The organism is Chryseobacterium sp. P1-3 (assembly GCF_000738495.1).
In the GTDB taxonomy this organism is placed as follows: domain Bacteria; phylum Bacteroidota; class Bacteroidia; order Flavobacteriales; family Weeksellaceae; genus Chryseobacterium; species Chryseobacterium gallinarum.
In genome coordinates this window covers 211,581-224,369 of record NZ_JPEQ01000004.1, presented here as the reverse complement: position 1 = coordinate 224,369, position 12,789 = coordinate 211,581, and the positions used below count along the sequence as shown (strand labels likewise).

16 protein-coding genes are annotated in these 12,789 nt (G+C 30.5%); all 16 read right to left on the bottom strand.

All coding sequences use genetic code 11. The features are described 5' to 3' along the window. Position 1: 1 nt before the first annotated feature. Positions 2-391: a glycosyltransferase gene (locus HX13_RS23335; protein WP_238555014.1), complete on the bottom strand. Its 390-nt coding sequence runs from the start codon at positions 389-391 to the stop codon at positions 2-4. 71 nt (positions 392-462) lie between these two features. Further along, on the bottom strand, positions 463-945 hold the full coding sequence (locus tag HX13_RS23330) for a hypothetical protein (protein WP_238555013.1): 483 nt from the start codon (positions 943-945) through the stop codon (positions 463-465). A 9-nt stretch (positions 946-954) separates the two neighbouring features. Next, positions 955-2,061 (bottom strand): EpsG family protein, encoded by a 1,107-nt coding sequence (locus HX13_RS03785; RefSeq protein WP_050019964.1) that lies wholly within the window; start codon positions 2,059-2,061, stop codon positions 955-957. Then, positions 2,061-3,059: a glycosyltransferase gene (locus tag HX13_RS03780; protein ID WP_050019963.1), complete on the bottom strand. Its 999-nt coding sequence runs from the start codon at positions 3,057-3,059 to the stop codon at positions 2,061-2,063. The genes HX13_RS03785 and HX13_RS03780 overlap by 1 nt, the downstream gene beginning before the upstream one ends. 3 nt (positions 3,060-3,062) lie before the next feature. Beyond that, positions 3,063-3,956 (bottom strand): glycosyltransferase family 2 protein, encoded by an 894-nt coding sequence (locus HX13_RS03775; protein WP_050019961.1) that lies wholly within the window; start codon positions 3,954-3,956, stop codon positions 3,063-3,065. Positions 3,957-4,058: 102 nt separating this feature from the next. Next, positions 4,059-4,256 (bottom strand): DapH/DapD/GlmU-related protein, encoded by a 198-nt coding sequence (locus HX13_RS21850; RefSeq protein ID WP_316931260.1) that lies wholly within the window; start codon positions 4,254-4,256, stop codon positions 4,059-4,061. Positions 4,257-4,278: 22 nt separating this feature from the next. Continuing rightward, a complete protein-coding gene (locus HX13_RS03770) occupies positions 4,279-4,617 on the bottom strand; it encodes a hypothetical protein (RefSeq protein ID WP_128572181.1) in 339 nt (112 codons plus the stop codon). Positions 4,618-4,627: 10 nt separating this feature from the next. Further along, positions 4,628-5,434 (bottom strand): glycosyltransferase, encoded by an 807-nt coding sequence (locus tag HX13_RS03765; RefSeq protein WP_050019959.1) that lies wholly within the window; start codon positions 5,432-5,434, stop codon positions 4,628-4,630. 468 nt (positions 5,435-5,902) lie between these two features. Then, positions 5,903-6,670 carry an oligosaccharide flippase family protein gene (locus HX13_RS03755; RefSeq protein ID WP_238555116.1) on the bottom strand — a complete coding sequence of 256 codons (768 nt, stop codon included), beginning with the start codon at positions 6,668-6,670 and terminating at the stop codon, positions 5,903-5,905. 10 nt (positions 6,671-6,680) lie between these two features. Beyond that, positions 6,681-6,965 (bottom strand): oligosaccharide flippase family protein, encoded by a 285-nt coding sequence (locus tag HX13_RS03750; protein ID WP_050019956.1) that lies wholly within the window; start codon positions 6,963-6,965, stop codon positions 6,681-6,683. Then, positions 6,965-8,065, bottom strand: a complete 1,101-nt coding sequence (locus HX13_RS03745; RefSeq protein ID WP_050019955.1) for a DegT/DnrJ/EryC1/StrS family aminotransferase — start codon at positions 8,063-8,065, stop codon at positions 6,965-6,967. Before HX13_RS03745 ends, HX13_RS03750 begins: the two co-directional genes overlap by 1 nt. Positions 8,066-8,133: 68 nt before the next feature. Next, entirely contained in the window at positions 8,134-8,565 is a 432-nt protein-coding gene (locus tag HX13_RS03740; protein WP_050019954.1) for an acyltransferase, read from the bottom strand. Further along, entirely contained in the window at positions 8,558-8,899 is a 342-nt protein-coding gene (locus HX13_RS03735) for an FdtA/QdtA family cupin domain-containing protein (RefSeq protein WP_316931232.1), read from the bottom strand. The genes HX13_RS03740 and HX13_RS03735 overlap by 8 nt, the downstream gene beginning before the upstream one ends. Positions 8,900-8,974: 75 nt before the next feature. Next, positions 8,975-9,379 carry a sugar 3,4-ketoisomerase gene (locus HX13_RS03730; RefSeq protein WP_050019953.1) on the bottom strand — a complete coding sequence of 135 codons (405 nt, stop codon included), beginning with the start codon at positions 9,377-9,379 and terminating at the stop codon, positions 8,975-8,977. A gap of 72 nt (positions 9,380-9,451) precedes the next feature. Beyond that, a complete protein-coding gene (locus tag HX13_RS03725) occupies positions 9,452-10,375 on the bottom strand; it encodes a mannose-1-phosphate guanylyltransferase (protein WP_316931231.1) in 924 nt (307 codons plus the stop codon). Between the two features lie 12 nt (positions 10,376-10,387). Next, positions 10,388-12,730: a GumC family protein gene (locus HX13_RS03720; protein ID WP_050019952.1), complete on the bottom strand. Its 2,343-nt coding sequence runs from the start codon at positions 12,728-12,730 to the stop codon at positions 10,388-10,390. Positions 12,731-12,789 lie beyond the last annotated feature (59 nt).

The following is a 12,789-nucleotide window of genomic DNA, read 5'->3' as shown; positions in this document are numbered from 1 at the left end:
ACTAAATCGTTTTAGGTTCTCTTTGCCTTTCCTGATCATTTCTATTTTTTTCTTCGTTAGAAAGAGTTAATGCAATATTGAGTCCTTTTTTAATATCATCAATAGAATTAGGATCGACCAAAATTGCACCTTCACCAGCAACATCATTCATGGGTAATATGTTAGATGTTACGACAAGAGTGTTTTGTGCCTGGGCTTCCAGAATAGGCAGACCAAAACCTTCATAAATAGAGGCAAACAATAAAACATCTGCTTTTTGATATAAAATTTTTAGCTCTTCATCACTGATATTGAAATAATTCTTATACCTGATCTTATTTGAATGCAACAGGTCTTCATATTCTTTTTCTAATTTACCTACGATAAAAACTTCGACCTGTAAATTATGCAACGCACTAATTGAATTTTTTTATATTTTTATTTTCGCGTGTACCTACTATAAGTACTTTCGCTACTGTTTCCCTATTTATTACAATATCTTTTGCTATGTCTATTGTAACGCAATTGGGAACGACAACTACTTTTTTTTAACACAGACGGCATAATCTGTGCAATTTCCTGCTTTGTTTTTTCCGATATTGCAACAATTACTTTGGCCCTTCGAAATGGAAGATATATCCAAAAAATTTTAAAAATTAAAAACCTCATAAAGGACCAGTTTTTATAAAGTCCTAAATCGTGTACAGTTATTATTATTTTTTTCGTTCTTAGACCTATTGCAGCAAAATGTATTTGTCCTGTAATATGAACTATAGAATCATTCTTAACTGATTTCCTATAAAATAAAATACTTTTAAATAAATTAATAATGCCATTTCCAAAGGGATTTTCTATATTTTGTATATATATTCCTTTGCTTGAAATACTCTTCTTAATAAAACCAAAAAGCTTTTCAAGACTTATTTCATTAGGATTAAATTTTCTATCTAAAAATACTACTTTCATATTTTATTTTTAATGCATTTTTCTAAAATAATCTGTATTATACCAAATACCTTTATATGGATCAAATAAGTCAGGGTATCCCCCAATTGACTGGTACATTAATACTATTCCAAGGATATATACAATTATTAAAAACAGAAACTTGTTTGTTGGTTTTTTCAGAATAATAAAAATAGAAGAAATTAACAAGCACTCCATGAGATTAAAATATAAACTTCCTCTACTTACCATTACAGTTAATGAATTGGAGAAAAATAAATAAATTAAAATTCCAACCCAATATCCATTAAAGAATAAATTATAGTTTTTAAACCGGGGAATGAGCTTTTCTCTGAGAGCAAAAAAAAGAAAGAAAAATAAAAGTCTTTTAAACGCTCCCATAACAGTTAATCCATAGGAGGCTGCATCAGACTTAGCACTGCTTAAATAGTCTTCAGTTTTAGTCATAAAATGATCACTAAGAGCCCCTAACGAACCAAAGACTTTTAAAGGGATTGGTGAGATACCAAAAGCAAAGGCAAGCAAGATACCTAAAATAATAGTTATCTTTGAAAGATACCTATTTAAAAAGAAGTAAACACTTCCCAAATAAGCTGTTGCATGAAAACTAAAACTGCTTATCAATAATATAATAAACTTTTTCTTGTTTTCATTAAGTAAAAAGCTTATTCCAAAAAGCAAGAAAACAACACCTAATAATTGTCTGTTTGAGCCTACAAAACCCAGATTTGATAAAAAGTAGTAAAAAAAAGCGGTTTGTGGATAGGGTACAATCTTTTTAAATGAAGTAATTAATAATCCATAAAAAATAATCGCATGGATAAACAAAAAGACTGAGTAATTATCTGTAACAGATCTTACAAGCCAGGTTAAAATTCCGTAACCAATTTCAGTACTCCATATTTCAAGTACATCATCTATCGACTTAGATTCGTGGAACAAATATTCATAAACAAACCAATCCGTTCCTGTATACCACCGACCACCAATAATTAAAACGGCCCCTAAAAATGAAACAAATAGAAATACGTTTTTTAGTTTTCCTTTTGTTAATTTAAAAATTTCTAAAAAGGAAAATATAAAAAGAATTATTGAAAATATAATATAAACCTCCATTAAACTCCTAGTAAATCAAACAATTGTTTCATCCTTATATCATAAGTGTGGTTCTGCAGAAAATGTTTTTTCTGTATATCAGCCAATGTGTGTCTTTCTTCTTGATGATTCAAATAATATTTAATCAATTCGATAGATTCATCAATTGTATTGAAAGTAAATTTTTCACGAGGAATAATTGAGTATTCTTCTAATGTAGGTTTATAATCACAAATCTGAAAAGCACCAATACCGGCAATTTCAAAAAATTTAGCATTCACGGACTGAACTTCAGCATAATGAAAATTATTAAATACAATCTTGGATCCTAACAGAACTTCAGCTTTCCTACTTCCGGTAATAAATTCATTTTGAAATTTGGCATTTATTTTATTCAGAGGAAATCTTCTGTCTGGTGTTCCAAAAAGCTTAACATTTATTTTTGCATCAATCAATTTTTCCACCATTCTGGCTCTGTAGGGATACATTGTTCCAAAGCACACGACATCAATATTTATTCTTTCTTCTAAGTCTTTTTTACTTTTAACATCGAAATTATGTACCCGCTCATTAAATGCTTCAGGAAAATAAAAAGTATTTAGTCCCATTTTATTTTTCATAAAATTTATCATAAACGGATCCTTTGTAAAATAAGCATCATATGGAGATATAAAAATCTGCTGATGTTCTAAAGTTGTTAATTGATCCGGATTGATATGTATTACCAATGTGCTTTTAAGCTGCTTTTTGATAAATTCTATACATTTTGGATGGATAAACCTATATGTACAAATAACTAAATCAGGAGTTTCGTCTACAATACGCTTTGCTATTTTTCCAAACACATATTCATCGTATTTAATAAATAACTTTCTTCCCCAATAATTATAACGATAAGGAATTTTCACCACATCTTTAATATCAATGTGGAAAATCTGATGCCCTAAATGTTTAAGTGAATCATGAATATGAAACTCTAAGCTATCATAATCCTTACTTCCTAATATTGCTATTTTCATAAATTAATATTTCTTAATTATATCTGTGATATACTTTAAATTTTCTGTAAACCTATATTTATAATTAAAAATACTCAAAAGTAACTTACTAATATCCAGTATTTTAAACTTATAATAATCTTTAGGGAAATTTTTCTTAGCATAGTAAACCCTACTTGTATGGACAATTATTCTTTTAAAATTTGAAATCTTCTTTTTTTCAGTAAAAGAACCTCCCTCTAAGTGAATTATTTTCGTACCAGTAAAAATATAGTTTTTATATTGAGATCTGGAAATTATGAGTTGTAAATCACTTTCTTCATAATACATAAAATAGTTAGGATCAAAACCTGATACTGTATCAAATAAAGCTTTTCGCATGAACATATCAGCACCTAGGACATATTCAACTTCAAAGTATTCTTGGTTAAGATTGTAGTCAGTTGTACTATTTTCTATAAATTTGCCTACAATAGGGATACTTTTTATAATTTCCCGGTTGAAAGACGCTACACTGGGGAAGGTGCTCCCAAAACCATTAACTTCATTATTCTCATCGATCATCAAACATCCTAAGACCCCAATATTCAAATCATTTTCATTCTTATTAAAAAAATCTAATATTTTAAATAAAGAATTTTCAACAAAAACAGTATCTGAATTAAGAAAAAAAAGATATTCTCCTTTTGCTAATGAAGCTCCCAAATTATTAGCTCTACCAAAACCTAAATTTTCAGCAGCCTCAACAATTCTTACATCAGGAAATTTTTCTCGTATTTGGGGTACTGAATTATCTGAAGATGCATTATCAACAACAATTATTTCAAAATTTATATTTTTTGTATAATTATAAATACTTGCAATGCAATTAATGGTGAGTTGCATTGTATTATAATTAACTATAATTATTGAAATCATTCCTTCTCTAAGTTTATTATTTCTTGTAGGTTAGTTTCTGTTAATTCTGAATAAAATAAATCTATATTCGCTATGATATCCTTTTTAGATATTTTCAACAGATCAATTTTTCTTTCTTTTTTCAATCAAATTTTCGCTTAAACGAAACTTTATTATCTTAGCAGGATTCCCTCCTACAATGCTAAATGGCTCCACACTCTTTGTGACAACACTCCCCGCTGCAATTATTGATCCTTTACCTAATGTTACACCTGAAAGTATTATAACATTACTGCCAATCCAAACTTCATCTTCAACAATAATCGTTCCTTTAGATTGGGCATCATCTTCCGGCGAGTTTTTTTATAAACATTGATTTTAGCGGATAAGAAGTAAAAGTACTTAATTGGTGATTACCTCCTAAAACAAATATTACATTACTTGCTATACTGACATAGTTTCCTATTTGCAATCCCTCATGAGAATTTTCATAAGATTCTGTTATAATTTCTCCATATGATTCATTTCCTACTTTAATTATATCAGAATTTTTAACCTTATGGGAAAGCGTTGTAGAATTATGTTTATTATTGAAACGCCATTCTATCTGCCTCTTGGTAGCCCGTAGGTCCGAAATTATTTTCAATCTATATGAATTGATAATTCTCAAGAACTTTATCATATTATTCAATTTATAACTTTTTAGCAATATTTGGCGTCTTTATAAAAAGCCCTGCCATACGTTTCAAGAGTTTTAATTTTCTTGTAAAACCTGGAATTTTAAAAAATAATCTTTTATATGTTTTTAATACAGCAAGCAGTAATTCCGGATTTACTCCCGATGTGTTACTTTCATGAATCCTGTATTTTGAAACTATTTTATCATAAAATAATATTTTATTTTTAGCTGCTGCACTTATATAAAAATATAAATCTTCTGCTCTTAAATCTTCAGGATATTTTCCGATCAGTTTAAAAATATTAACATCAACCATTAAAACAGCTCCGGAAATTGAAAAATTGAAAATAATTTCATCTAAGAGATTTTGTTCATCACGATATTTGTCCTTGTCAGCTTTATGAAAATCTGATAATGCGCTTTGATGGCTTATATTTCCATGACTATCTATAACTTCAGCATCAGATAAAAGAACCATTTTATCACTATTGCGCAGAATATCCACTCTTTCAGCAATTGTATTATTTATAAGGAGATCATCACTGGCAACAAGCACTACATAATCTCCTTTAGCATTTTCTAATAATTCATTAAGAGTAGCGCATAATCCCCTGTTTTCCCTATTTATAAAGGTAATCTTATTATCGGGATTATTTTTAATCCATTCGCGTATAACTTGTACAGAATCATCTTTAGACCCATCATCTATTATAACAATTTCCTTATTGGTATAGGTATCTTTTTTAACGGAATTTAATGTTTCTGTTATAAACCTTGAGTGATTATAGGATGGTATTAATATGCTAACGAGTGGATTCATTTTTTACTATTTTCTATTAATTCTGATTTACAAAAAGGATCATTAATTATTTTCTTTTTATTTTTGATATTAGCTCCTTAACATTAATAATTTTATTTATAGAATATAAAGAAAAAAACCATTGTTATCGCAATCAATATACTACCTAAAATATAAGAAACAAGAGTATTATCAATTAACCTTATGCAACAGAGTGCTAAACAAGCAATAGCTAGTTGAATTATAAATACTTTTATAAAATAAGGCTCAAAATAAAAGCCATAAAATTTCTGTGTTACATATAGCATTTGTAATAAATACAAAATGTAGCCTACAATAAATGAAATACCTAACCCTTGTAATCCCCAATAGTAATATCCCACACAATTCATGATGGTAATGTAAAGATTGGCCACAAGTTCACATCTAAAAAATAATTTTGTTGATCCTTTAGCTAAAACAACAAATCCCAACAACCATGAAGCAGTTTTAAAAAAAAAATCCTATAGCTGAATATTGTATCATCAGATTGATGGATAAGAATTCTTTACTATATAAAATAATAATAGCAATATTAATAAAGACTATAAAGGCGGTGAGAATTGGACCTAGTATAAGCAAGGCTACATTTCCCTGTTGATTAACAACAGAAATAAATTTTACCTTATCATTTATTACTCCTGATAAACGTGGATAATAATCTGTAGCCATTGCAGTAAAAATAATTCCTACATAAGAATTGAGAATTCCAAAACCTGCATTGTAAAAACCAACATCGGCTAAACCTCCAACTTTTGTAATAAAAATTCTCATTATATAGGCACATCCGGTTATAATTAAACCACTTAAACTCAAAAAGAAACCCATTTTTAACATAGATTTACCTTTTTCCCAGGTTTCTTTTTTTGAAACCTGTGGCAGAACTAATTTGAGCTTACCGTAAAAAAATTGGGTAATTACTAATGTACAACAGGAAATTACGATCATCCCTGGAACGATTCCCTTTAATCCGTAAAAATAATATAAGGGTAAGGTGATTATTAATGAAACAATTGAGCTTACCATATTAGCTGAAGCCAGCCATTTTAGCTGTCTTGTTCCCTGTAATACGGCATCTTTTCCTAAAGTAAGTTGGCCCAAAAACAAGGTACCTGATAATAGAATAAATGACCAGGTATATTCATAATTATTAAAAGTAAGCTTGGATAAAAGAGGTGATAAAACTAAAGTTAGGACGGTACCTAAAAGACCTGTTATCCAAACTAATTTATTTAAAATAGCGGAAATTTTTTAATAGCTCTTCGTTCTTTTTGCTCTCATGGGCAGCTGCAATATCTTTAACACTACTAACTCCTAAGCCAAAAGAGGTTAAAGAAGACATTAATGTAACTGTTGATAATAATAATCCAGCGATTCCCATCCCTGTTGGACCTAACAATACAGCAATGAATTTGGAACGGATGATAGAAATTAGGATATTAAAAACCTGCACCCCTCCAAAAATTGAAGTAGCTTTAAAAATCTGTTTATATGATGATTTGTCTTCTGACATTAAAATGCATTAAGAACACTTATTACTTTATTCACGTCATCACTACTCATGACCGGGCTTATTGGAAGGCTTAACACCTCTTCATGAATTTTCTCGGAAATGGGGAATGATAATCCTTCCCATTCTTTATACGCTTCCTGTTTATGGGGAGGAATTGGATAATGAATAATGGTTTGAATACCATTTTCTAATAAATATTCTTGTAAAAGGTTTCTGTTTTCTGTTCTTATAACAAAAAGATGCCAAACGTGCTCCTCTTTATTCGAAGGAAAGTCAGGCAAAATAATCTTTGGATTCTGGATATCAGAAACATATCTTTGGGCAATACTTCTCCTTATTTCATTCTCAGCATCAATATATTGTAGCTTCACATCTAAAACAGCGGCTTGAATCTCATCTAGTCTGCTATTTAAGCCCTTATAAATATTCACATATTTCTTATTAGACCCATAATTAGCTATTGCTCTGACAGTTACAGCAAGATCATCATCATTTGTTGTCACTGCGCCAGCATCTCCTAAAGCACCAAGATTTTTCCCAGGATAAAAACTAAAGCCTGAAGCATCCCCTAAATTTCCTGTTTTGGTATCCTCCCATTTTGCACCAATAGCCTGTGCATTATCTTCAATAATTTTTAGGCTGTGTTTCTTTGCAATATCTTTTAATTTTGATGAATAAACTACCCGACCATACAAGTGAACAATTAAAATCCCTTTGGTTCTTTCAGTAATTTTCTCTTCAACCTTGTCAATATCAATGTTATAAGTATCTATTGAAGGTTCTATAAGAACAGGAATTAAACCATTATCCGAAATAGCTAAAATAGAGGCAATATAAGTATTAGAAGGCACTAAAATTTCATCGCCTTGTTTCATAATGCCAAGTTCGATGTACCCTCTTAAAATTAAACGAAGTGCATCTAGTCCATTTGCAACGCCAATTGCATGCTTCACACCAATATATTGAGCCAGATTATTTTCAAAGGCTTTTAGTTCATTACCTTGTAAATACCATCCTGAACGGAATGCATTAAGCATTCTATTTTCAATTTCGGCTTGATGAGCCAGATTTATTTTTTGTAAATCTAAGAATTTAATCATTTTTCGTATTTTTTTAAGAATAAGTAATTACACCATTCTGATCAATTGTTCCTTTCTGTTTTGCCGGATTACCAAACCATACGGTATTCGGAGGTATGTTTTTTAGTAACAACACTTCCTGCACCTATCATTGCATTTTCACCAATAACATTTCCAGCTATAATTGTAGAATTAGCTCCAACAGAAGCTCCTTTTTTGATGAATGTCTTCTCAAATGCTTTCGGATATTGTTTTGAACGGGGAACCAAATCATTAGTAAAAGTTACATTTGGGCCTATAAAAACATTATCTTCTAATGTAATTCCATCCCAAATTTGAACTCCAGATTTTATAGTAACATTATTTCCGATAACCACATCATTTTCAATAAATACGTGGCAATTAATATTACAATTTTCCCCAATTCTTGCGCCTGAAAAAATTACAGAAAATTGCCAAACCGAAGTGTTATCCCCTATATTTTCGGACTGAACATCTGAGAGTGGGTGAATTTTAACCATTTGTTCTATAATTTAAAAAATCGTTATAATTTCTAATATAATCCTCTTCAGTGTACTCAATAGAGGCAAGTACAAGGCAAATACTCCCACTAGAAAAATCTTTCATTTCACGCCAGATACCCGGCTTAATATATAAAGCTTTATTAGGGTGATTTAAAAAAAATTCTTTTTTATTTTCACCATCATCTAAAAGAAATTTAAACGACCCACTTGCCGCAACAATATATTGATGAAGCTCATAGTGTGCATGGCCTCCCCGCTCTGCCCCCATTGGAACATCATATAAGTAATATATTCTCCTAATATCAAAAGGAATATTTTTTTTTATTTTCAAGCACTGTAATGTTACCGGATTCGTTGTGAACAATAGGCAAATCAATTATTTCACAATCAAATACTGATGCTTTTTTTATACCTCTCCATTGACTAAGTTTTTAAATTCAACAAAATCTCTTATATAATCGCTATCATCAAATAATCTGTCTGACACAATTAAAGCCAATGAATTAGTCGAAAAATTTTCTAATTTCCTCCAATACATATTAGGAATATATAGTCCATAATATGATCTATTCAAAGAGAATCTCTGTTCTGAAATTCCATTATGAATAATAACATCAAAACTTCCGGAAAGAGCTATAATAAACTCTTGCTGTTCTTTAAAAGCATGGCCGCCCCTGGTTTCTCCTCCTGGGACATCATATAGCCAATACGTTCGGGCAATTTTAAAAGGAAGCTGATTATCTCCCTCAAAAAAAGATAAATTACCCCTTTTGTCTATAATCTTTGGAAGATTGATAATTTTTGCCTCCATATTATTTCAATTTTTGATTTTCTATGGTTTCATAAATATCTTTTACTTTTTGAGCTTTTTCTCTTTTCAGAACTAAAATAGCATCATGTGTAACAACCAGAATGCTTTTTTTTGATCCCTAAAAAATTCTGTATGAATATTTGTTCCTATCACCATATTACCATGCTCATCTGTTGAATGACCATTGATTTTTAAATAGTTGTACAGAGATTCAAAAGATCCCATGTCCGACCATTTAAAATTTGATTTAACAACCTTAAGCCGATCTGTCTTTTCCATTACTGCATAATCTACAGATATGGACGGAATGTCCATACTCTCTTCAAGAGGAAGGCTATCTCCGTTTTTTGCATTAAAAGCAATTTCTGATTTTGCATAAACATCAGGCTGATACTTTTTAAGTTCTTCTAAAAAAATTCCGGCTTTAAAACAAAACATCCCAGAATTCCATAAAAAATTCCCATTCAATATAAACTCCTGAGCGGTTTCTTTGTTAGGTTTTTCTCTGAATCCTAATACATTATTTCCTTTTACCTGAATATAGCCAAACCCAGTTTCAGGCTTAGTTGGAATTAATCCAAAGGTGACAATTGAATCTTTTTTTGCCAGATTAATTGCCTCATTAACAGATCTTTCATATTCATCTTCATCTTCTATCAAATGATCTGATGGTGTAATGAGCAAAATATCATCTCTATCAGCAGAAAATGCAGCAAAAGCAATTGCTGCAGCAGTATTTCTTGGTGATGCTTCTATTATCTGACCATACCGGTCTATATTAATCTCTTTTAAGGCCTCAGAAGACAATTCAAAATTGTCTGTATTACCTATTACAATTAAATTATCACATAGGTTAATATTTCTAATAGCTGTTAACTGAAAAAGGGATTTATCTCCAAAAATATTCAGATATTGTTTAGGCCTGTGCTTTCTGGATAAAGGCCAAAGTCTGCTACCAACTCCTCCTGAAAGTATTACATTAATAATTTTATGCATTACAATCTCTCTTTAATTTTTTCCAGCCAGTTTTTTTTCCTTAGCTGAGTAACCATAACCATATTTATTCCCATATCCATAATAATTTTTATCTACATCATTAAGAACAAAACCAACATTTTTAATTTTATGACTATCAATATTGCTATTGGCAAATTCAATAAGAGATTTCTCTGTGTATCTAGACCTTGTAACATATACTGTAGCATCTGCCAAATCTGCAAATAAGAACGTATCTGTAACTAATAACAAAGGAGCCGTATCTATAATGATATAGTCATATTTAGTTTTCAAATCATCTAATAGCTTTTCATATCTTCCATTGCTCAGTAGATCTGTAGGATTTGGAGGAATCATTCCTGAATAAATTACATCGCAATGCGGATTGAATGAAGTGACATGTATTATATCTTCTAATTTTGTCTGATCTGAATACAAATATTCGGTAAGACCCACCAGACCTCTTCGAGCAGTATTATAACGCTGAAGCTGAGGATTACGTATATCAGAACCAATAATGATCACTTTTTTATTAGGAGTTGCCAGGGTTAAAGCCAAATTAACAGAAATAAAGGTTTTTCCTTCTCCTTTTACTGTAGAAGTAACAAAAACAACCTTTCCTTTATCCTTTTTAGGTAATAGAAAGTTCATATTTGTAATTAAAATACGAAAAGCCTCTGCCATTGGTGAAATATCGTTAACCTGTACGATATCCGGTTCCCCTTTTAAAACACTTGGTAATTCTCCTAATACAGGGGCATGAGAAAGCCTTTCCAGATCATGTTTACTTTTGACTTTATTGTTAAGTATTTCTTTAAGGTAAATAAAAGCAAAAGGTAGAATAAGTCCAAATACCAACGCGCCTCCCAGAAAAAGCATTTTTTTAGGAGCAACAGGACCAGGAGATGCATAAGCATAGTCTATAATTCTAGCCTTACTTGCTGTAACTGCTAGCGAAATTGCTGTTTCTTCTCTTTTTTGCAGAAGAAGCAAATACAAATTCTCTTTGATTTGCTGCTGTCTTTCTATACTCCTGAACATTTTTTCCTGAACAGGAATTTTGGTGATTTTTGAACTGATTTTGTCCTGTTCACCTTGATATTGATTTTTAGCTAGTTGCAATCCTGTTCTACTTTTCACCAAGTTTTCCAATACGGAACTTCTGAGTGAAGTGATTTGTTTATTAAGATCAATGATTATAGGGTTTTGCGGCGTAGCATTTTCAAGCAATCTGTTTCTTTCTAAAACGAGCTGATTATAGGCTGTAATATTTGCAGATGCAGTTGGATTATTTAAACCTACATTAGCAGGCAAAATCTGAGTACTGCCCTGTCTTCCCATAAAATCAATCAAAGCATTGGTTAACTCAAGTTGTGATTCCAAATCAAGCTGTTTAGCTCTTGCCCCAGCAGAAGTTTCAAGATTAATCTTAGCTTCTGTAGTCAAGTCAGTAATTTGATTACTGGACTTGAAACGTTCCTTTTCGTTTTCAACCTGTCCCAGTTCTTTTGATATAATATTTATTCTATCATCAATAAAGTCTTTGGTTTTTTGCGACTCTGAATTTTTATCATTAATCGCATCATTGTTATATACTTTCACCAAAGTATTAACGATATCTTTGGCTTTATCTATATTGGGGTATTTTAATGATAATCCTATAACTGTTGCATCCTTATTGACTAAGCTTACATTTACTATTTTTTGAAAATAATTCACTGCATCTTCCAAGGGGGCATAAGTAAAATACATATTACTCACATCTGCAGACTTAGGCTTATATGATTTATTCCTGATAATTAATAAATTTGCGTAAGGAAGACTAATCATTTTATTGAACTGTGCCTTAATTTCCGGGAAATTATCACTTGTTAAAACAATAGTCTGTCCGGAAATTTTAATGCCCACAGGATTGATTTTTTCTGCATAATCTTTTTCATTGATAACCTGGATAATTATCGGTGAAGTATCTTTATAAAGTTCTTTATCATTTATCTTAGCTTTTGTATATATTGAGGTCTGCAGATTATTCTGCTTTACAACTTCATACATAAGTTTTTTAGATTTGAAAATCTCAATCTCATTATCAATGCTATTCGTTCCCATCCCACCAAATCCGGACAAATCCTTTAAAACGCCAAAATCTCCACTTACGGGAGAATTTTTTTGGGCATCTTTTATCAATACTGATGACTGAATATTGTATATAGGAGTTACAAATTTTAAATAAAAGTAAGTTGCCACTAAACATATGAGTGGAACAATAATAAACCATACCCAGTTTCTTAAATAGGGTTTTATAATTTCCTGGATATTAATTTCTTTTTCTGATTCGTCAATAACTGGATTATCCATTATTTAGTTTTAAATTTTACAATTTTTTTATGTTGTTATATTTAACAACAGGTTTTAAT